The sequence below is a fragment of the Paenalcaligenes sp. Me52 genome, assembly GCF_050487965.1.
In the GTDB taxonomy this organism is placed as follows: domain Bacteria; phylum Pseudomonadota; class Gammaproteobacteria; order Burkholderiales; family Burkholderiaceae_B; genus Paenalcaligenes.
Window position 1 is genome coordinate 50,133 of sequence record NZ_JBKQFO010000001.1, and the last position, 21,271, is coordinate 71,403.

The window sequence follows — 21,271 nt, forward strand, 5'->3', positions numbered from 1 at the left end:
ATGTTGGATTCTGCACCTGCTGCACGCGTGCTGATTATTGATGACGAACCGCATATACGCAAACTCATTGATATCAGCTTGCGCTCACAGGGCTATGCAACGCTACTGGCTGAAAATGGTCATGAAGGCTTAAGTCTATTAGCCGGTAAGGGTGCCGACATCGTAGTGCTAGATTTAGGGCTTCCCGATAAAGACGGGCAAGAGGTGCTGCGAGAGTTACGGCAATGGTCACGTGTTCCGGTAATTATTTTGACCGTCCGCTCTGATGAAACAGAAAAGGTCGCGCTATTGGATGCCGGTGCCAATGATTATGTGACTAAGCCCTTTGGTATTGAAGAACTCATGGCACGTATACGTGCATTTCTGCGAGTGGCAGAGATACGCAGTCCTACAGGGCCGATTTATGACGATGGCAACTTACATATTGATGTGAGCCAGCGAGATGTGCGCATTCAGGGGGATAGCGTTCCACTCACACGTAAAGAATTTGCGTTGCTGGTGTTATTGGTTGAGCAGGCGGGTAGGTTGGTTGCTCAACCGCAAATTCTCAAAGAACTTTGGGGGCCTAGCCATGAAGAAGATGCCCACTATTTGCGCATCTTAGTGGGAAAGCTCAGGCACAAATTGGGCGATGATGCCGCTAATCCTCGCTACATTATGACGGAACCTGGTGTGGGGCTTAGGTTCATTGGGAAATGAACCATCATTCTGCGCATGGTAGAATTTTGCTCTTTAGTGGCTAAAAAAACGATTATTCAGGGCGGAAGAGAATCATGGCTTTATCCAAAAAGCTGGTCGTCGCAACGCTAATTGGTGCGTTGGGCGTATCCGGTTGTGCCAACATGGGCGAGTGGGGTAGCAAGCAAACATGGGGCACAGTGATTGGTACGGTGGGCGGTGCATTGTTGGGCAGTCAGATAGGCGGTGGTAGCGGGCGCACCATCGCTATTATTTTGGGTGCGTTGGCTGGCGGCGCACTTGGTAACTGGATTGGCGATAATTTAGATGAGCGCGATCGCGAGGCCTTAGCTGCCAGCACGCAGCAATCGTTAGAAACGGGTAGAGCCGTAAATTGGGAATCCGATCACAGCGGTGCATCGGCGGTGATTCGTCCTGTAGCGAGTACAACCGTTACGCAAGAAGCACAGGTGAAACGCGCACCAGTGATTGCTAAAGCCGAGAACCTGACGGTGTTGAACCAGTCTTACCACGCTTTGCGCTCGGTGAACTTGCGCGCAGCGCCAGATACCAATGCAGACAAAGTGGGTGGTTTCCAAGCTGGCCAAACCTTTACGGCGTTGGGTAAAACGCCGAACAACTGGATTGCAGTAGGTCGTAAAGGTGTGCTGGTGGGCTATGTACATGCACCGCTGACTGCACCCGTAACGGTAGCCAAGGCTGATCAAGCTACTGATCTGGATAGCATCACAGTGGCACAAGCCGGTCAGCAGGGTTTTGATTTGGATACGTTTGAGCCAGCTAGCCCTGTTACGGAAACAGTTGCGGTACAAACCACATGCCGCACCATGAACTACGAGCTGAAAACAGAGAAGGGCACTGAAAGCAAAACCGTAGATGCATGCCAGTCCGTTGATGGCGCGTGGCAGATAGGATAATCATGTTCAAACAACGATTGATGAGCGCTGCTATCGTGGCAGTGGGGGCGGGGCTGTATGCGTCTAGTGCAGCCGCCGAAGATTTCCGTTTGGCGTACTCTAAAGCTGAAGACATTGAGATCTTTGTAGAGAATGCGTCGGCCGATAACTGGTGCAAACCAGAACTGGCATTGCGAGCTGTGTACGGTGCATCGGGTGATACTGTTGCCTTGGGGCGCTTGTTGCCTAAGCTAGGGGCTCTGTTTGCCCAGCAATGTCCGCAAGCACAAAGCGCGACGTGGCGTGCAGTCAATAGCCAAGGCACACAAGTGGCAGATGGGATTAGCCAAGGTGCGACGGGTTGGGCATTGTTGGTGCAAACGCCAGAAGCGTCTGTTGCACAAGCGGTGCAGGCAGCTACACCTGAGGTCGCGGAAGCTCCCGCTTCGACTACGGCTACACCTACAGAAGTGGTAGAAAACGTTGCGCCGGCACCGGCTAACACAGCGTCGGTGGATGCGCCTCCTGCTCCTACAGCGGCAGAGCCAAAAGTCGCCTCAGATGAGGCTAAGCCTAAAACGGCATCCACAGCTGCTGAATCTACACCTGAGCCTGCACAGGCCGCGCCAACAGCGGCTAGAGCGACAGAACCTACACCAGAGGCGACAGCACCCGTAGCTGCACCTGAGATTCAACCCGAGGTTAGACCCGCGATTGTTGAGTCTGAGCCTGTAGAAATCAATAAAGACAAAGTCGCCGCCACACCCGCTAAGGCTACAGAAGCCAAGGCCGAGGTACCCGCTACAGCGGCTACGGTTGAAACAACAGAGCCTGAGACAACGGCAGACACCACCGTAGCAACAGAAGCGGTAGTCACCCCAACAGTGGGGTTAGCTGAGTTTGCTGTGGGCGATTGGGCAGTACCTAATGCTACGCAACGTGCTGAGCTGTCTGCTTTCTTGAGTACTTTGAAAGACCAGAATGGCTGCAAGGTAGTGTCCCAGTTTGATTTGGGTGCTGATGCGGCGTATTTGAATCTGGTGACTGAAGGTGTGAGCTGCAATGCCGAGGGCTATGCACAAGGCAAAGGCAGGCTAACGCTGGAGCGTTCCGACGGCGCACAGATTATGCGTACGGGCGACCTGTGGTTTAGCAACGGTTTGATTTTCAATAAGCCAGTACAAGGGCTGAAGCCAGCAGATTTAGTGGCATTCAACGGTAACAACGCGGGTTGGTTTGGTTTTGCTAGCGATGCAGACAACGGTAGTCATTACTTGTTGAAAGCGACGTTAGGTCAGTTCCGCGGCGGTATTGGTGCATGGCAGGTTGGGCCAGAAGTGGCGGTGTTAACGCCCAAAACGGAGTCCTTCCGTCAGGCCGCTCAAATTCGCCAAGAAGTAGACAAAGCGTTAGATCGTTTGGCGTTGATTATGCCTAATGCGACAGATGTACGTTTGGTGTTTAGCGATATGCCGCAAGGTATTTGGAATAACAACGCATCAGAGCTGTTGTACAGCGTGAGTGCATCGCGTCGCTATAACTACCGTACTGGTCAACCTCAAGGCGATTGGCAGTACAACCTGCAGCATGCGCAAAACTACCTGTTCCAACGTGAGGCGCGCGCTGCTGAGCAGAAGCGTTACGAGGAAGAGCGTTTAGAGCGTGAGCGTCAGAATCAGCTGCGTCAGCAAGCTCGTGTAGAGCGCAATAACCTGAGCAATTACCAGCGCCTGCAAGAACGTGTAGAGGCTGGCGGTAAGGACGCATTGCTGCCGATGCTGGAAGAAGACATACAGTACCGAGCAGCGTCAGGTGCAAATGCCTATGCACGTTTGGTAGCAGGGCAAGCGGATGATTTCGCGCGCATTGTGCGCGTAGATGGCTCTAAGAAAGATGATGCGACCGTAGATTGGCCGTACCCCATGCGCCTAGTTGGACAGTCTGATCTAAAGAAAGGCTGGTACTGGGTTAAGGGTACACGTTCGTTGGATTCCAGTATTTTGGATGACGAAGACTTACCGATGACAATGGTGCAGCTGGGTGCTACGGCGGCTCAACAGTGTGAGAAAGAGGGTTGTGCCGAGTTGTTAGAACCGTTAGCGGTGATGCGTATGCAGTTGGGCGATCCAGACTGGACGCCGGAAGCAGCACAAGCCGTGATAGACAGCGCGCCCGAAGGTGGCGGCCTTTTTTGGTAAGGGATGAAAATGGATAAGCAAAAAATGAAGTGGATTATCCCTGCCGCCGTTGCAGGGGTAGCAGTGGTGTGGTGGGGTGCGTCTAGCTATGCCAGCAGTAATGCAGAAGAGTCTTTACGTAAAAAACTGACAGCGATGGGCATGCAAGATCAAGTGCATTGGGCAGATCTCAGTGCTTCGCCGTTTGGTACAGTGACATTGAAAGATGTGACGGTCACTATGTCGCCACGCGATCAAGTACAAGCCAAAGAAGTGCAAATCAGTGATGTGATTGAAGACGCTAAACGTCAGCGTATTGCCTTGTCGGTCAAAGGCTTGGTACTGCCTGATGGTAAGTCGCACTCCATGCTGGGTAACAGCTTGGGTTTGGCCTCTGGTCGGGCCGAGTTGCCGCCTATGGATGTGGTGCTGAAAGCCGATGTACGTTTTGATGATAACCAGGCAGACATTGCGCTGTCGGTAGAGCAAAAAGACATGGCTGATCTGGATTTCAAGGTGAGCATGACGGAAATTGGCGCACTGCAAAGCTTAGCGAATGGGCAGTTACCTGCAGATGCCATGATGGGTTTTGGCATTATGGGGCCGTTGCAAATGCTGTCACGTATCAGCATTAAAGAGCTGGACATCAAGGTCAAAGACAGAGGCATGATGGAACGTGGCATTGCTTTGCACAAACGCTATAACTTGCCTGTACAGGTAGGCGAGGGCAGTGCAAAATCGCAGCGTGAAAAAGCCTTTGAACAAGAGGCTGAAGAGATGATGGTTGAGTGTCGCAGTGAGGGTTTTGCGCTGATGACACAAGATCCCGAAGCGGCATGTAAAGCGGTAGTGCGTTTTGTCACAGGCGATAAAAGCACCTTGCGTATTACGATGGACCCTAAAACACCGGTGTCTATTGAGCGTATAGCTAGTGCGTTTATGGGCCGTCCTAATCCTTCAGTGACCTCTGCATTAAATGCAGAAATTAGGTCATAAGGTATAGGTAGCCGCCATAAAAAGGGGATCACATGATCCCCTTTTTTGTTTGTCTGAAATAACAGACCGTGTAGTCATTGCATCTAGGCTGCGGTGTGAGCGTTGGTGCGTATGCATTACATCGCAGACGGTGCGTTGCTGTTATAGCCCAACAACTGCGACAGCTCGGTCGCAGCGCTACGTACCGTGTTGACCAACTGCGGTGTGTCCAGTTTGCCAGAGCGTAAATAGCTGACCGGAATCGTCACCCCCAACACGGCGACAATGTGGCCGTGCTTGTTGCGTACGGCTACCGCGGCGCTGCCCACTTCAGGCTCAAAATAGCCTTCGTCGTAACCATAACCACGCTCGGCGTCTTGGCGTATCAGCTCGTAGAGCATGGCGGTGTTAGAGGGCGTGCGTTCCGAGAATTTGGGTAGCGTATCGTCGGGATACAGTGCCAACAAATCTGCAGGTTTCATGTCGCTTAAGAGTACGCGCCCCAGTAGCGTGGCGTGTAAGGGCAGGCGCGTTCCCACGTGTACGGTGCTAACAAAAGGCGTGGGGGCAGCAACTTTGCTAATCACCACTACGCTGTGCTCATCTTGGATGGCCAAGTTGCACGATAAGCCTGTTTCATCGCGTACGCGTTCCAGAATGGGTGTACCCAGTTCGGTGAGTTCTAGCGACGCCAAATACTCAAAACCCAAACGCAAAATCGCCATACCTAGTTTGTAGGCATGGCCGCCTTCTACGCGTTGGACAAACCCCATGCTTTCCAATGTTGCTAACAACCTGAAAGTGGTGGTGCGAGGAAGGTCCAGTCTTTTCGCGAGCTCTGGAGCCGTCAGGGTTTGCTCATGACGGTTGAATTCAAATAACAAACGCAGGCCGCGTTCCAGTCCAGGAACTGTGTAGTTTTGTTGTGCCGGCAAAGTTGTACTCATAAGGTCTCTTCGATGTTGGTCACAGCGATTTATTTGATGTGGCTAAGTATAAGAGGGGGGACGAAATTGTGACAGATAGCGATTCAGCACGCACCAGTAATTGATGCTTAAAGGGTTTCTACTCATTTATTTGAAAGTTTAAATGATTTTATACTTCGTGTTCCTAATATAAAACAACGTTTCATTAGTGGAACAAAAAGGAATGGGGATGAGCAAAAGACAACTAGGAGCAGTCGCAGGTGTACTGGCTATGGCCTGCGCGTGGTCTGGTGCCACATTGGCCCAGCAGTCCAACGTGCAACTGTACGGTTTGCTGGACACCGGTATGCTGTTAGAAAAAAGACTAGACGGTGGAAAACGCTTTGGTGTGGCCAGTGGTATTTCCGGCCAATCACGTTTTGGTGTGCGTGGCAGTGAAGACTTGGGTAACGGGTATGCCGTGACCTTCCAATTGGAAGGCGGGCTGTTGACTACAACAGGTAACTCTACACAAGGTCGTTTGTTTGGTAGACAAGCAACGTTAGGGCTTAAAGGTGGTTTTGGTGAGCTGAAAATGGGTCGTCAAACTGTCTTTGGTTATTCCTGGACTCCGTTTATCGCTAGCCCCTTTGGTGTGGCATGGTCGGGTAACTCCATCGGTTCTACCTTCGGCTATAAAAGCGGCGACTACGGTGCTGATGGCCGTTTGAGCAATGCCTTTACGTACCAAACTCCTATCGTGGGTGGTTTTGAAGCCGGTATTGGTTACAGCTTCTCTACTGCAGACGAACAGTCTTTTGGCGCATCCAACAACAACCGCGTGTTGACAGCAGGTTTGCGTTACACCAATGGTCCCTTGAAAGCCGCACTGACCTACGAGCGCTTGGATCCCATTAAAGACAGCAACAAACGCAAAGCCCAGAACTACCAGTTCGCGTTGTCCTACGACTTCGGCATGGTGCGTGTGTTCAGCGGCTATAACGAGCAGCGCAATATCAACTTGAACCCAGCGCCTGGCTACGTAGAAAGCGGTAGAGATAAAGACCGTGCTTTCACAGTAGGTGCTTCTATTCCTACGGGTAAAAGTGGCTCGATCATGCTGAGCTACCAGCGCGCCATGATGTCAAACAACGGCGGTTTTGCAGCCGGCTACCGCTATCAACTCTCCAAACGCACCAACGTCTATGTGATGGGTAACGTGTACAGCGTGCGTAACCACTTTATTGATGAGAACCAGCACAAACACCAGTTTGGTGTAGGTCTGCAGCACTCATTTTGATTGATCTGAAGTTATTGAAGTAGAAAAAGGAAAAGCCATGAGTGATATGACAACTGAAAAAGTCGTACCAATTCCTGATCAGGAATCTCCCCTATTTGCCAGCTGGAAACGTCCACAAGACAAAAGCCTGCAAGAGTGGATTGAGTCACGCATTGCACGCCGTAAAACCCGTCAGTACGACTGGAACGCACTGGGCTGGCAAGCAGAAGTGAACCCTACTTACCGTCGTGCGCAAACGCGTTACGTGGGTACTGGTGCAGCGGGTGTGACTCATGATGACAACGTCATTCCGGCTGAACATTTCACTTTTTCTACCATGATTTTGCCGGCTGGCTGTGAAGGCCCGCTGCACGTACACCACGACGTAGAAGAAGCTTTTTTCATTTTACGTGGCGACAGTATTCGTCTGTTCTTAGAATATAACGGTGAGCGTTGCGAGGTGGTACTGAACGAGCGCGATGTGATTTCAGTGCCTCCAGGTGTGTACCGCGGCTTGCGTAATGAAGGCCAAGAAGAGTCTTTGATGTGCGTAATGTTGGGCGCCAACCGCCCAGATCTGCCTGATTACCCAGAAGATCATCCGCTGACTGCCGCCAAAAAGCTGCGTATGCAAGCTAAGGCCGCCGCGCAAAACAATCAGTCCAAATAAATCCTATTCAGGAGACATCCCATATGAACCGCAGAAAATTTCTGGTTTATAGTGCCGGCGCAGTAGGGGCGATGAGCTTACCCCTGACGTCTAGTGTTGCATTTGCCAAGGCGACGGGTACCTACACATATCTCACACCTTTCACGCTGTCGTTGGCGTTTGCCCCCGTGTTGTACGCCAGTGCATCCGGCGATTACGACAAATTGGGCGTGAACGTCAAAGTTGAGGTGGGTCGTGGTGCAGGCCAAGCAATCCAATTGGTGGCCGCTAAACAAGTAGAGGCAGGCCGTACAGGCGGTGCTAACTATTTGGCGACTCGCGCTCAAGACAACTCTGACGTGTTGGCCTTTGCTACGGTGTCGCAGATTTCGCCTTTTGTGGTGATCTCATCCGAAAGTCATCCCATCCGTGACGTAAAAGAACTGGAAGGAAAAGTGGTGGGTGTGGCGTCGTTCGGCGGTTCTATGGAAGCTACGCTGAATTTGATGCTGGCTAAAGCTGGGGTGAATCCTGAATCCGTGCGTCGCGAACGTGTAGCAGATGGCCCAGCGTCATTTGCGATGGTAGAAGCTGGTCGTATTGCTGCATTCTTTGGTAATGCCAGTACCGTATCCCGACTGCGTGCTGAAAACTTGCCGTTGGTGTCCATGCATGTGGATGATGGCGTGCCAGGTCAGGTGTACGTAGCCCGTGAAGAAGATTTGGCAGCTAACCGTGAGCAGCACGTTGCCTTCTTGCAAGGCGCACGTAATGCCATTTTGGCCATGGCCGATATGGACGATGCACAGTTGCTGGAAGTAATTCGTACCATTGCCCGTCGCTACGATGTGCCAGGTATTGAGAAAGAAGACATTGCGCTAAGTGACCTAAAAGGGAACCGCGAATTGTGGTTGGCGCATGGCAAAGAAAATGTACTGCGTAACGTACCTGAACAGTGGGAAGAAGCAACTCAGCTGTTACAGGGAGCAGGTCTGATGAAGGCAACCTCCAGACAGCTTTACACCAATGCAATCTGGGAGTCTACCGTTGTCTGAGTTCGTAAAAACCTCGCCATCTGACGCACAGCCTATAGTTCGTTTTGATAATGTCTCTAAGCACTTCGAGACACCTACAGGCACCACCATCGCGTTGCAAAGTATCAATCAGCACATCATGGCTGGTGAGTTTGTGGCGGTGATTGGTCCTTCAGGCTGCGGTAAGTCCACGTTGCTGCGTTTGTTGTGTGGTTTGGAACAGCCCACCTCGGGAGAGGTGAGCTGGCCTTCCAGCGCCGATAAAAGCACGCCCGATATTGGGGTGGCATTCCAAGAACACCGTTTATTGCCATGGATGAACATCCAGAAAAACATCTTGCTGCCAACACTGATGCAAAAAGGTAGTTACAGCGCTGAAGATGAAAAACGTGCCTTGTTGCTGTGCGAGATGGTGGGTTTAAAAGGCTTTGAAAGCAGACGTCCTGCCGAGCTGTCTGGCGGTATGCGTCAGCGTGCCTCGTTTGCGCGGGCGCTGTTTTCACAGCCAAGTTTGTTATTGCTGGATGAGCCATTCGGGGCATTAGATGCGTTGACCCGAGAAAAAATCATCGCTGATGCAGAGCGTATCTGGATGGACCAAAAGTTTGGTGCGTTCTTGATTACGCACTCTATCAGTGAGGCTGTGCATTTGGCCGATAGAGTCATCGTGATGTCTGCACGCCCTGGCCGTGTAGTGGCAGAAATTCCTATTACGTTGGAGCGTCCACGTACGAACTTCCTGGGTGATCCAGAGTTTGCCCGTTTATGTGATGAGCTGCGTCAGCATCTGGAGTTGTAAGTGAATCGTTTTCTTATTCAATTGATTTCCGTGCTGGTGTTTTTCCTGCTGTGGAAAGGGTATGTCGTTGCTTTCGAAGTGTCTCCGTTGGTGTTGCCACCACCTGAAGATGTGTTGCACGCTTTGGTACGACTGATGCAGCGCGATGACACCTACTACCATATCTACACCACGCTGGTGGAGTGTTTGGGTGGTTTCTGTATCGCTGTAATCGTGGGTACTATCCTCGGCCAGTTGCTGGGTAGAGTTGCCATTCTGGACACCATTTTCAAACCTTTCGTGATTGCGTTGCAATTGACGCCTAAAGTGGCGCTGATTCCGCTGTTCATCTTGTGGTTTGGCTTTGGTATTGAATCCAAAATTATTATTTCTGCTTTGTTAGGTTTCTTCCCGGTTTTCTCCAATAGCTACTTGGGTGCGAAGTCCGTCGATAAAGGCATGGTAGAAGTGTTTCAGGTGGGTAAAGCGAGCACCTGGCAACGTTTCAAACTGCTGGTGATTCCCTCTTCGTTGCCGTACATCCTGACAGGGATGGAAATGGCGATTGTGTTGGCCATCATTGGTGCTGTGGTGTCGGAGTTCGTAGCGGGTTCGCGTGGTCTAGGGTATTTGGCCACCATCAAACTGCAAGATTTGGAAGTAGACACCTTGTTTGCGGTAGTGATCTTGTTGGCCATGATTGGTTTCGTGCTGTATTTCGCAGTGGGTTCATTACGCAAAGTCGTGATTCCATGGCACGAGTCAGCACAAAGCACCAAGAAATAAGCCGTAGCACGAGCGTAGGAGGCACAACATGTCACACAGTACGATGCGCCAGACCGCATGCGGTTTAGCCTACTGGGACAACGGAGAGCAGCAGGGCAATACCTATGTGTTGCTGCACGGTATTAGTTCGGGTGCGGGTTTATGGGCCAAGCAGTTTGCTAGCCAAGCCGGCCAGCACCGACTGATAGCGTGGGATGCGCCAGGCTACGGTGACAGTGTTGCCTTAGCTTCGGCCACCCCAACGGCTGCCGATTACGCTCGAGCCTTAAAAGCGTTGGTAGAAGAGGCCGAGCTAGGCTCTTTTACCTTAGTGGGGCATTCGTTGGGGGCGTTGATGGCGAGTGCATATGCCTCGTTGTACTCAGAGGATGTGTCGCGTTTGGTATTGGCAAGTGTGGCGCAAGGCTATGGTCAAACCACAGCCGAGCAACAGCAACAAGTGTACGAGAAGCGGCCTAGCCTGTTGGCTAAGTTGGGGCCAGAAGGTATGGCACGCGAACGTGGGCCGTTTTTGTTGGGGCAGCCTACGTCATCCAACATGATGCTGGTGACGCAAGCCATGCAGCGGCTAACCCTAGAAGGGTTTACCGCCGCCTCGTACTTGTTGGCCTATGACAGTATTGACTATTACCTGCCTGCCATACACGACAGTATCGACGTTATTTATGGCGAAGACGATGGCATTACCCCGCCAGCAGGTATGCAAGCGCTGCAACAGCGTTATGCGCGCATCCGCTTACATGCCGTGCCGCAAGCGGGGCATTTGCTGTACGTGGATCAGCCTCAGGCATTTGATGAGGTGGTGTTTGGTCAAATGCAGCAGGGCACAAAGGAGAACAACACATGAGTTTTCAGGTAAGCGGCAAGGCCGCTGTGGTGACTGGGGGCTCTTCAGGTATTGGGCTGGAAACAGTACGACTATTACTTGAGCAAGGGGCAAACGTAGCGTGGTGCGGTAGAGACTCCGCTAGGCTACAAGATTCGTGGCACGCCATGGAGGCTGCGTTTGGGTCCGATCGTTTGCACATACAGTGTTGCGACGTATTGGATGCCGCCGCGGTGAAAAGTTTCATCGACGATGTGGCACAGCGCTTTGGCGGTCTGGACATGCTGATCAACAATGCGGGCCAAGGCAAAGTCGCTAACTTTGAAGACACTACTGATGAAGAGTGGATGACCGAAGTGCAACTGAAGTACTTCAGCGTCTTAAACCCCGTACGGGCGGCTCTGCCGTATTTGCGTCAGTCGTCTATTGCCTCTATTGCCAACGTTAATTCGCTACTGGCATACAAGCCTGAGCCGCACATGATTGCGACCTCGGCTGCCAGAGCAGGGTTACTGAATCTGAGTAAAGGGTTGTCCAAAGAGTTTGTGGGTGCAGGCATACGCGTGAACTCGATTTTGATTGGCATGGTGGAATCCGGTCAGTGGCAGCGCCGTTACCAAGATCGCTCAGACCCTGATCAAAGTTGGGAAGACTGGTTGGCTGGTATTGCGCGTAAGCGCGGTATTCCTATGGCACGTTTGGGCAAGCCTATTGAGGCAGCGCGTGCATTGGTGTTTTTGGCTTCGCCGTTGTCCTCTTACACAACGGGGTCGGTCATTGATGTATCTGGCGGGTTTAGTCAGGAAATTTAGGGCAGAACAATGAAGAAAGTTGCGTTTATAGGCTATGGAGCCATGGCAAAAACGGTGCATGCCCTGTTGCCTGAATCCATTCAGTTAGCGTGGGTAGTGGTTACCGAAGCTGGCATCGCGGCTACTCAGCAAGAATTGGGTGCTGATGTACAGGTGGTTAGCAGCATAGATGCCATTACGGGTACGCCAGATTTAGTGTTGGAAATGGCAGGGCAGCCCGGTTTGAAAGCCCATGCCAAAGCTGTATTGCAGCGTAAATTGCCACTGGCGGTAATTTCCGTAGGGGCATTTGCAGATGGCGAGTTTGAGCAAGACATACGGGCGTTTGCCAGTGCTCAAGGCGCACAGTTGCAGATTTTACCGGGGGCGATTGCCGGCATAGATGGTATTGCTGCAGCACGCACCATGGGACTAGATAAAGTGGTGTATCAGGGCCGTAAACAGCCTGCTAGCTGGAAGGGTAGTTATGCCGAACAGTTGGTAGATTTGGATGCGCTCACCGAGGCGACGGTGTTTTTCCGTGGATCGGCGCGTGAAGCAGCGCAACGGTTTCCTGCCAATGCCAACGTTGCAGCAACCATTGCTTTGGCGGGTGTGGGCATGGATAAGACAGAAGTGGAGCTTATTGCTGACCCAGCCATGACTCGCAACCAGCATCGCATCCGCGCCGAAGGGGCTTTTGGCGAGATGCAAATAGAGATGCAGGGTGTGGCGTTGGCCAGCAATCCTAAAACTTCTACCTTGGCGGCACTGAGTGTGGTGCGCGCTTGCTATCAATTGGGTGACGCCCTAGTCATCTAGGCGGAGAACAAACATGAAAGCATTATTTTTGGCCGGCCAATGGCGGCAAGGCCGGGGGACAGCTGCGCGCAGCATTTTCCCCGCAGACGGTAGCGTGAACGCTGAGTTTTCCACAGCCAGTGTGGACGATGTGGACGAGGCTATTCAAGCCGCACATCAGGCATGGCAAGCAGAGTCGTGGCGTAACAGTCTGCCAGTAGAGCGCGCTCGCGTACTGTACAAGGTGGCGGAGCTAATAGAAAAAAATGCAGCCGAATTGGCGGCATTACAAACACGCGATAACGGCAAACCCTTGGCGGAAACACGTGGCTTGGTAATGAGCGCTGCATCCACCGCACGTTACACCGCCGCCTGTTTGGAAACCTTGGATACCGAGCTGACCAATGCTCGCTCACGCGAATGGCTGACCATGAGTGTGCACGAACCCTTGGGTGTGGTAGCGGCCATTACGCCTTGGAATTCGCCCATCGCGTCTGAGATGCAAAAGTTAGCACCTGCATTAGCAGCAGGTAATGCCGTGATTTTGAAACCGGCCGAAGCCACGTCCTTAATCGCGCTGGAGTTGGCGCGCTTGTTTGAAGAGGCTGGCTTACCTAAAGGTTTATTAAGCGTACTGCCAGGCAAAGGTTCGGTAGTGGGCAATGCCATTGTGCAGCATCCCTTGGTGAAGAAAATTTCCTTCACCGGTGGTACCAGTACTGGTCGTCAGTTGGCGCATATTGCCGCAGAACGCTTAATAGGTACGTCGCTGGAATTAGGCGGTAAATCGCCCACCATAGTATTAGCGGATGCCGATCTGGATTTAGCGGTAAATGGCGTGATCTACGGGATTTTTAGCTCTGCTGGTCAAGCTTGTATTGCGGGGGCGCGTTTGTTTGTGCACGCCAGTGTCTACGACAGCTTTATGCAGCGTTTGGTCGCTAAGACACAAGCCTTGCGCGTGGGGCATCCTGAGGATGCAAGCACTCAAGTGGGCCCATTGATTGACGAAAAACACCTGAATTCTGTAGACGCTTATGTGCGCAAAGCCGAGGCAGAGGGCGGGCAGATTCTTGCAGGTGGCCATAGGCTAACAGAGGGTGAGTTGGCTCAGGGTACGTATTACGCACCCACCATTATTGCGGGGTTGAACAATCACGCCACCGTCTGCCAAGAAGAAATCTTTGGCCCGGTATTGGTGGTACTGCCGTTTGAAGACGAACACGATTTACTGCAACAAGCCAATGACAGCGTGTATGGGTTAGCGGCTGGTATTTGGACGGAAAACTACCGCAAAGCATGGCAGTTAGCCAGAGCGCTAGAGGTAGGCACAGTCTGGATCAACACCTACAAAAAGTTCTCCATTTCTACGCCATTTGGTGGGTTCAAAGAAAGTGGTGTGGGTAGGGAAAAAGGCCGACTGAGCATTTTGTCTTACATGCAGCAGAAAAGTATTTATATGGGGCTGAGTTCACAGCCTGATCCGTGGTGCGAAGGATGAGAGAAGCAGAGATGACAGAAACCATTACCGTGGGTGAAGCAATTGCCCGTGTATTAGAAATCCATCAGGTACGTAATGTGTACGGTGTGATTTCCATCCACAACTTGCCTATTGCCGATGCACTAGGTCGCCGCAATACGGTGCAGTTTGTGTGTGCCCGAGGCGAAGCGGGTAGCGTCACCATGGCCGATGCTGAATCCCGTTTTACTGGCTTAGGTGTGGCCTTAACCAGCACCGGTGCAGGGGCAGGTAATGCCGTAGGGTCGCTGATTGAAGCCTACAACGCCGCTAGTCCCGTGCTGCATTTAACGGGTCAGGTAGAGCGCGAGTATTTGGACAGAGACGCCAGTTTCATCCACGAAGCCAAAGACCAATTGGGCTTCTTGCGTGCGTCTAGCAAAGCGGCGTATCGCATTAGCTGCCCAGAGAATGCGGTGGGCATGATTCAGGAAGCCATTCGTGTGGCCACCACGGTGCCTATGGGGCCAGTGAGTGTAGAAATTCCTATTGATGTGCAAGCCGCCAAGATTGCATGGCCTGTATCTTTAGAGCCTGTTGCGCCGCTACAGTTACCAGCATTGCAAGAGAAGGATAGAACCCGTTTGGCGTTGGCCTTGAAGGCCGCTAAACGTCCGATGTTGTGGATAGGTGGTGGCACCTTACAAGCAGGGGAAGCGGTACGTCAGTTGGCCGATATGGGTATCCCGGTGGTGTCGTCCACGCATGCACGTGGTGTGCTGCCAGACAGCCATCCACGTAGTTTGGCGGCCTTTCATAATGCTGCAGAGGTAGAAACTCTGTTGGCAGAGGCTGATTTGGTATTGGTGGTGGGTTCGCGTTTGCGTAGCAATGAAACCAAAACCTATTCCATCCGTTTTCCAGAAAACACCATTCAGATTGATGCCAACCCTGCGGCACAACAGCGTAACTACGCCATAGGCCAATTTGTGTGTGCCGATGCTAACGAAGCATTAACTGCGTTGGTGGCAGACCTGCAAGGCCATAGTTTTGTGGATGCTGACTACGATGCCGCTATTGCACAGGCACGAACAGCAGCGGTTGCGCAGTTAACAGAGCAATTGGGCCCTTACGCAGAATTGTGTTTTGCCTTACGCGCTGCGTTACCAGAAGACGGTATTTTGGTGCGTGATATCACCATGTCAGGCAGTACGTGGGGCAGCCGTTTGTTCCCGGTAGAAGCACCATTGCGCAACATCCATTCCTTAGCAGGGGCTATTGGTTTGGGGCTAGCTCATGCGATTGGTACTGCCAAAGCGAATCCCGACAAAAAAGTGGTCGCGCTGGTGGGTGACGGTGGCTTGATGTTGGGCATAGGCGAAATGGCCACCATGGTGCAAGAGCAAAGCAACTTGGTATTGCTGGTGATGAACGATGGCGGTTACGGGGTGATGCGTGGCATTCAGAAGCGCTACTTTGATGACCGACAGTACTACAACGAATTGCACACTCCAAGCTACCGCGACGTGGGTAGTGCCATGGGGTGCCAAAGCTATTTGGTGTCGTCATTAGACGAGTTTAAAACGGTGATGCAGCAGGCGATTGCGCATCAAGGCCCATCAGTGGTGGAAGTGGACATGCACAGCATTGGGCCATTGAATTTTGCTGGCCCACCGCAGAAAAAACTGTACTAATCGTGTTCCTCAAAGGGAGGCACGCCGCGCAATGCCGTGCCTCCCTTGCTACGTGCCTGCCCACGTTAAATCGGTTGTTTTTCCATGCAACCTAACAGTTCACCAAACAGATTTTTGGGGTTCTGTAGATCAGGCATCAATTCAATGGTCTCGCCCAAACCGTGTTGCTGTGCGTATTCCTGCATCAGGCGCAAAGCGGTGTAGTCTTCTAGCGCGAAACCTACGGAATCAAAAACCGTAATTTCTTCATTGCTGTGGCGGCCAGTTTGCTCGCCTGCCAATACTTTCCACAGTAGCTTCACAGGGTAGTCGGCGGGCATATGCTGAATCTCGCCTTCTATACGTGACTGCTCTTCAAACTCCACAAAGGTAGTGGCACTGAGTAACACATCGGTGGCTAATTCTGTTTTGCCCGGGCAGTCGCCACCAACGGCGTTAATGTGCATGCCGGGTTCCAGCATGTGTTTTTCTAGAATGATGGCGTTGGTTTTGTCGGCGGTAACGGTGGTGACAATGTCAGCACCTTTTACCGCTTCGGCTGTGCTAGTACACACCGTAGTGTGTAGCCCCGAGATAGCTGACAAGTTTCGCACCAATTTTTGAGTGGCAGCTGGGTCTACATCGTATAAACGCAACTCATCAATGCCCAGAAGATAGTGGAACGCCAGTGCTTGGAATTCGCTTTGTGAGCCATTACCGATGAGTGCCATGGTGCGCGAGTTGGGTCTGGCCAGTGTTCTAGCCGCTAAGACGGACGTGGCTGCTGTGCGTAGAGCTGTAGTTAAGGTAAGTTCGCTGAGCACAATGGGTTTACCAGTTAATACTTCAGCTAGCGCACCAAAGGCCATGACAGTAGGCAAGCCCAGTTTTGGGTTGCCAGGGTGACCGTTCACATACTTGAAGGCATACAGCGAATCATCAGCAACGGGCATCAACTCAATGACCCCCACGGATGAATGTGTCGCCACGCGGGCAGTTTTATCAAACTCTTCCCAGCGTAGAAAATCATCGCGTAGGCAAGATTCCAGTTTGCCCAACACGGCAGCGAGGCCGACTTGCTGAACAATATGGCGTATATCGTGTGGGCGTAAGAGAATAGTCATGTTTGGCTCCGTTGTGATTGCTGTTTTATTCATTATTGAAAAACCACCGCTCAATTCATAGCGACAATTTTTTATAAAAAACGCTATATTTCTAGCAAAATGGCAGAGAAAATTAGCAAAGAGACAATAAATGGACGATTTAGACCGAAAAATTCTGGCACTGCTGCGTGCCGACGCTAGGCTTTCTGTGGCGACCTTAGCGAAAAAATTGGATGTGTCGCGCGGCACGATTAGCAACCGCATCACCAAGCTAGAACGTGATGGCGTGATCTTGGGTTATTCCGTGCGCGTACGCGCTGATTCACAGCCTGAATGCATCGTGGCGTGGATCAGTATTGCAGTGGAAGGGCATGAAACACCGCGCATCATTCAGCTCTTAACCGGCGAGGCAGCCATCGTGGCGTTGCATGACACCAATGGCCGTTGGGACTTATTGGCAGAGCTCTCGGTATCTGACCTCAATGAGCTGGGTGACGTGTTGGGTCGTATACGCCTGATTAGGGGGATTTCAGCCACCGAAACCAGCATTCATTTGAATACGCTAAAGCTGAATTAGCATAGTGATAGATATGGCTATTCAAAATGCTAAATTTATGGCGTTTTGTGCATAATTTTGTGCATTTACATTGAATGCTTGGCGGGCGACACTGGTACTACTGAATGTTGAGGTGAGTGCATGAGTCATAACGAGAAACAATCCCTACTAAATGCAGTGCACTTGATAGGTGTACCTTCCGATAGCGGCGCAGGCAGACTAGGCGCTTCTATGGGGCCAGACGCCTTGCGCGTGGCAGGCTTACAGCCAGCGTTGCAAAGTATGGGGCTACAAGTATCGGATAGCGGCAATTTGGCAGGCCCACCTAACTTACGTACCGAGCGCGATCCAGCCCACGCAGGGCTGCGTAACTTTGACACCAATTTGCTGTGGAACCAGCGCGTACACGACGCTGTGTTTCACAGTTTAGACGCTGGCCAGTTACCCATCATGATGGGTGGCGATCATGCCTTTGCGTTGGGTTCTATCAGTGCGGTCGCACGCCACTGCCGTCAAGCGGGCAAGACCTTGCGGGTGCTGTGGTTGGATGCACATGCCGACTGCAATACGCCAGAAAGCTCGCCCAGCGGTAATGTGCACGGCATTCCTGTAGCGAGCTTATGCGGGCTGGGGCCAGAGGCGTTCACCTCGCTGGGCGGGCATACACCTGCCGTACAGCCTAATGAGCTGTGCCTGATAGGGCTACGTAGTGTGGATGACCAAGAAAAGCGTATTTTGGATTCTCTGCAGATAGAAGCCTATGACATGCGCGCGATAGATGAGTTGGGTATGCGCGAAGTCATGCAACGAGCCTTGCGGGGCTTAGATGGCCCAGATGCAGAAACCATCCATTTGCACGTTAGCTTTGATGTGGATTTTTTAGATCCCAGTATTGCACCGGGTACGGGCACCACAGTACGGGGCGGGCCAGATTACCGTGAAGCGCAGTTGTGTATGGAGATGATTGCCGACACGGGTTTATTGAGTTCTTTGGACGTAGTAGAGCTAAATCCTGCGTTGGATAGTCATAATCAAACGGCAGAGTTAGTGGTGGATTTACTGCAAAGTCTTTTTGGAAAGAGCACCTTGTTGCGTCACCGTGCGAAACCACTTTAAGTGTGGTGTAGTGTGTACTTGTCACGTCATCACAGTGTTAATAAATGGTAAATAGCAGGTTTTAATAGGCGTATGGCGAGTAGGGGGTTATACTAATTGATTCGCCGCATTTGTAAGTGGCGTCTTATCATCGCTTTCTGACCCCACGCCCTATAGCTTGCACACTAGAGGCAATTCTTCAGGTTGATTGGTCGGCACGATGTTTCCAATCAACCCGTGCCATCACTCCTAGTAAGTGACTGGTGCATAGTGGGTCGCCTCAGAGCGACGATTTTCATGTCTTTTGATTCTTTAGCCTTGCATCCCGCATTGTTGTCGGCGGTGAACAAGGCCGGCTTTACTGAGCCTACTCCTGTACAGCTTCAGGCTATTCCTGCGGCTCTGGAAGGTTCAGATTTGATGGTTTCTGCACAAACAGGTAGCGGTAAAACAGCAGCATTTATGTTGCCTTCCATGCACCGTTTGCTAGAAACCCCTCCTGCTAAAAATTCTGGCGTTTCCATTCTGGTTCTAACTCCTACACGTGAGTTGGCTCTGCAAGTTGCACAAAACGTGAAACTGCTGGGTACTGGCATGCGTGATCTGCGTGTTGCTGTTGTTGTAGGCGGTATGCCTTACGGCGCACAGATCAAATCCTTGTCCCGCCGTGTAGACGTGCTGGTGGCAACGCCTGGTCGTTTGATCGATCACCTGCAATCTGGTCGCGTTAAGCTGAACACCGTGCAAACACTGGTGTTGGACGAAGCTGACCGTATGTTGGACATGGGTTTCATTGATGACATCCATGCCATCGTTGCTAAAACTCCTCGTACCCGTCAAACACTGTTGTTCTCCGCGACATTGGAAGACACAGTAAGTCGTTTGGCCAAAGATATGCTGAACGAACCTAAGCGTATCGAAGTGTCTGGTCATAAGAGCCGTCACGAGAACATTTCTCAAACCTTGTTGTACGCGGATGATGATTCCCACAAACGTCGTTTGTTGGATCACCTGTTGCGCGACGCCGATATGAACCAAGCGATTGTGTTCACAGCCACCAAACGTGGTGCTGAACTGTTGGCTGACGATCTGCGTGACGAAGGTTTTGCTGCTCGTTCTTTGCACGGCGACATGAACCAGCGTCAACGTAACCACACACTGGGTCTGTTGCAACGCGGCGGTATTCGTGTACTGGTAGCTACTGACGTAGCGGCTCGTGGTATTGACGTTAAAGGCATCAGCCACGCGATTAACTACGACTTGCCTATGCAAGCCGAAGACTACACCCACCGTATCGGTCGTACTGGCCGTGCTGGTCAACAGGGTGCAGCGTTCACACTGGCTACACACTCCGAACACCACAAAGTGCGTCGTATCGAGCGCTTTACTGAGCAAACTATCGAAGTAGCAGAAATCGCTGGTTTGGAACCAGTGAAAAAACTGTCTCCTAAGAAAAAACGTCCTGGCTCTAGCTCACGCCGTCCAGGTGGTTTCTCTGGTAAACCTCGTAAGCCAAACGGTGCTGCAGGTGCGTCCGCAGGTCGCGGTGATAGCCGTCCATCCCGTGGTGGCGACCGCCCAGCACGTGGCGATCGTAGCGATCGTGGTGACCGTCACGCTCCAGCTGGTGCAAATGGCCGTCCATCACGCCCAAGCGCTCGCGGTGATCGCAAACCACGTCCAGCTAACCACGCTGGCGCAGGCATGCGTTAATTCACCCTCGCGTGAATGAAGAATCCCCCTCTAGCAGGGGGATTTTTTTCGTCCCTACACAATGCGAAGGGGCTATTGAGATGGTTTACTTGTTGAGTGTGGTGGATCTACTGTGCTTTAAGCGGCTGGCGGCAGCGGCTTTGAGCAAGCGCTGAAATGTTGGGCATTGTGCATGGTTAGGCGCTGGGCAGTGGGCCGCATGGCGTAAGCCCTCACTCATGGCTTGTAGGCGCTTAATGGTGACGTCTATTTCTTCGGCTTTGGCGAGCAACACCTGTTTATCCACATGGGGTGTGCCGTCTGGCGACAACATCGCTTGTATTTCATCTAACGACAACCCACCTGCTTGCCCCAGTGCAATTAAGGCAAGTTGATCAATCACATCCGGCGAAAACCTACGTCGCGCCCCAGAGGGGCTGGTGGCACTAATCAGCCCTTTCTTTTCGTAAAAACGCAGGGTAGAGGAGGGTACACCAGTACGTTTTGCGACTTCGGATATATCCATTTCATACCCCTTGACTTGAAGTTGACTTCAACTTCTATCATATCCACAAACGATGGTTACTTCAATGAACCTAAGGATATGGAAATGATGAATAACCTAGTAACGATTCTGTGCATAGGTATAGGCGCCACGCTGGTGATGGATGTCTGGACGATGCTCTTAAAAGCCGCTGGCATGCCTACGTTGAATTACGCCTTTGTAGGCAGATGGATAGGGCACTGGGGTAACGGTACCTTTTTCCACGCACCCATAGGCAAAGCTGCCCCAGTACGCGGTGAAACGTTGGTGGGATGGTTTGTGCACTACGCCGTAGGTATTGTGTTTGCGGCAGCTTTAGTACTGCTGTACGGCACAGCATGGGTGCAGCAGCCTACGGTGTGGCCGGCCGTTAAAGTGGGTCTGGTGACCGTGGTCATGCCATGGTTGATTATGCAGCCCGCATTTGGTGCAGGTATTGCTGCATCCCGTACACCAGCTCCGTGGAAAAGCCGCCTGCAAAGCGTGGCGACACACGCGGTGTTTGGTGTGGGTATGTATGTGACAGCGGTAGTGCTTCAGTCGCTGTAGTAGG

21 protein-coding genes are annotated in these 21,271 nt (G+C 51.9%); 18 read left to right on the forward strand and 3 right to left on the reverse strand.

The annotated features are described in order from the left end of the window. From ACLO87_RS00235 to ACLO87_RS00250, 4 genes are all read left to right on the forward strand, one after another. Entirely contained in the window at nt 1–699 is a 699-nt protein-coding gene (locus ACLO87_RS00235) for a response regulator (RefSeq protein WP_430222445.1), read from the forward strand. A gap of 74 nt (nt 700–773) precedes the next feature. Beyond that, nucleotides 774–1,616 carry an SH3 domain-containing protein gene (locus ACLO87_RS00240; protein ID WP_135861528.1) on the forward strand — a complete coding sequence of 281 codons (843 nt, stop codon included), beginning with the start codon at nt 774–776 and terminating at the stop codon, nt 1,614–1,616. Nucleotides 1,617–1,618: 2 nt separating this feature from the next. Continuing rightward, entirely contained in the window at nt 1,619–3,793 is a 2,175-nt protein-coding gene (locus tag ACLO87_RS00245) for a hypothetical protein (RefSeq protein ID WP_430222446.1), read from the forward strand. A gap of 9 nt (nt 3,794–3,802) precedes the next feature. Beyond that, nucleotides 3,803–4,768, forward strand: a complete 966-nt coding sequence (locus tag ACLO87_RS00250; protein ID WP_430222447.1) for a hypothetical protein — start codon at nt 3,803–3,805, stop codon at nt 4,766–4,768. A gap of 116 nt (nt 4,769–4,884) precedes the next feature. On the opposite strand, the gene ACLO87_RS00255 is transcribed toward ACLO87_RS00250, so the two are convergent. Next, nucleotides 4,885–5,694, reverse strand: coding sequence for an IclR family transcriptional regulator (locus ACLO87_RS00255; RefSeq protein WP_430222448.1), 810 nt, complete (start codon nt 5,692–5,694; stop codon nt 4,885–4,887). Between the two features lie 208 nt (nt 5,695–5,902). On the opposite strand from ACLO87_RS00255, the gene ACLO87_RS00260 reads away from it, so the two are divergent. From ACLO87_RS00260 to ACLO87_RS00305, 10 genes are read left to right on the forward strand one after another with little or no spacing between them, the layout of a single operon-like run. Next, the gene (locus ACLO87_RS00260) at nt 5,903–6,952 is read left to right on the forward strand and encodes a porin (RefSeq protein ID WP_168246812.1); all 1,050 of its coding nucleotides are present in this window, start codon (nt 5,903–5,905) and stop codon (nt 6,950–6,952) included. 46 nt (nt 6,953–6,998) lie between these two features. Then, entirely contained in the window at nt 6,999–7,601 is a 603-nt protein-coding gene (locus ACLO87_RS00265; RefSeq protein WP_430223702.1) for a cupin domain-containing protein, read from the forward strand. Between the two features lie 23 nt (nt 7,602–7,624). Next, a complete protein-coding gene (locus tag ACLO87_RS00270; protein WP_135862511.1) occupies nt 7,625–8,635 on the forward strand; it encodes an ABC transporter substrate-binding protein in 1,011 nt (336 codons plus the stop codon). Next, nucleotides 8,628–9,413, forward strand: coding sequence for an ABC transporter ATP-binding protein (locus ACLO87_RS00275; protein ID WP_430222449.1), 786 nt, complete (start codon nt 8,628–8,630; stop codon nt 9,411–9,413). The genes ACLO87_RS00270 and ACLO87_RS00275 overlap by 8 nt, the downstream gene beginning before the upstream one ends. Beyond that, nucleotides 9,414–10,178 (forward strand): ABC transporter permease, encoded by a 765-nt coding sequence (locus ACLO87_RS00280; RefSeq protein ID WP_135862514.1) that lies wholly within the window; start codon nt 9,414–9,416, stop codon nt 10,176–10,178. Nucleotides 10,179–10,206: 28 nt separating this feature from the next. Then, entirely contained in the window at nt 10,207–11,025 is an 819-nt protein-coding gene (locus ACLO87_RS00285) for an alpha/beta fold hydrolase (protein ID WP_430222450.1), read from the forward strand. Beyond that, nucleotides 11,022–11,816 carry an SDR family oxidoreductase gene (locus ACLO87_RS00290; protein WP_430222451.1) on the forward strand — a complete coding sequence of 265 codons (795 nt, stop codon included), beginning with the start codon at nt 11,022–11,024 and terminating at the stop codon, nt 11,814–11,816. Before ACLO87_RS00285 ends, ACLO87_RS00290 begins: the two co-directional genes overlap by 4 nt. A 9-nt stretch (nt 11,817–11,825) precedes the next feature. Then, on the forward strand, nt 11,826–12,617 hold the full coding sequence (locus ACLO87_RS00295) for an aspartate dehydrogenase (RefSeq protein WP_430222452.1): 792 nt from the start codon (nt 11,826–11,828) through the stop codon (nt 12,615–12,617). 13 nt (nt 12,618–12,630) lie between these two features. After that, a complete protein-coding gene (locus tag ACLO87_RS00300) occupies nt 12,631–14,097 on the forward strand; it encodes an aldehyde dehydrogenase (protein ID WP_430222453.1) in 1,467 nt (488 codons plus the stop codon). After that, nucleotides 14,094–15,749 (forward strand): thiamine pyrophosphate-binding protein, encoded by a 1,656-nt coding sequence (locus ACLO87_RS00305; protein ID WP_430222454.1) that lies wholly within the window; start codon nt 14,094–14,096, stop codon nt 15,747–15,749. Before ACLO87_RS00300 ends, ACLO87_RS00305 begins: the two co-directional genes overlap by 4 nt. A gap of 65 nt (nt 15,750–15,814) precedes the next feature. Here the strand turns inward: ACLO87_RS00305 and ACLO87_RS00310 are convergent, their stop codons facing one another. Next, nucleotides 15,815–16,852: an ornithine cyclodeaminase gene (locus ACLO87_RS00310; protein ID WP_430222455.1), complete on the reverse strand. Its 1,038-nt coding sequence runs from the start codon at nt 16,850–16,852 to the stop codon at nt 15,815–15,817. Nucleotides 16,853–16,982: 130 nt separating this feature from the next. Between ACLO87_RS00310 and ACLO87_RS00315 the strand changes: the two genes are divergently transcribed. From ACLO87_RS00315 to ACLO87_RS00325, 3 genes are all read left to right on the forward strand, one after another. Continuing rightward, nucleotides 16,983–17,408, forward strand: a complete 426-nt coding sequence (locus ACLO87_RS00315) for an Lrp/AsnC family transcriptional regulator (protein WP_430222456.1) — start codon at nt 16,983–16,985, stop codon at nt 17,406–17,408. A 120-nt stretch (nt 17,409–17,528) separates the two neighbouring features. Beyond that, nucleotides 17,529–18,503: an arginase gene (gene rocF, locus ACLO87_RS00320; protein ID WP_430222457.1), complete on the forward strand. Its 975-nt coding sequence runs from the start codon at nt 17,529–17,531 to the stop codon at nt 18,501–18,503. Between the two features lie 276 nt (nt 18,504–18,779). Beyond that, complete coding sequence (locus tag ACLO87_RS00325; protein ID WP_135862528.1) at nt 18,780–20,195, forward strand: DEAD/DEAH box helicase; 1,416 nt, start codon at nt 18,780–18,782, stop codon at nt 20,193–20,195. Nucleotides 20,196–20,280: 85 nt separating this feature from the next. Here the strand turns inward: ACLO87_RS00325 and ACLO87_RS00330 are convergent, their stop codons facing one another. Then, nucleotides 20,281–20,700, reverse strand: coding sequence for a helix-turn-helix domain-containing protein (locus ACLO87_RS00330; RefSeq protein WP_430222458.1), 420 nt, complete (start codon nt 20,698–20,700; stop codon nt 20,281–20,283). 84 nt (nt 20,701–20,784) lie between these two features. Here ACLO87_RS00330 and ACLO87_RS00335 point away from each other — a divergent pair, with 84 nt between their 5' ends. Continuing rightward, entirely contained in the window at nt 20,785–21,267 is a 483-nt protein-coding gene (locus ACLO87_RS00335) for a DUF2938 domain-containing protein (RefSeq protein WP_430222459.1), read from the forward strand. Nucleotides 21,268–21,271: the final 4 nt, after the last annotated feature.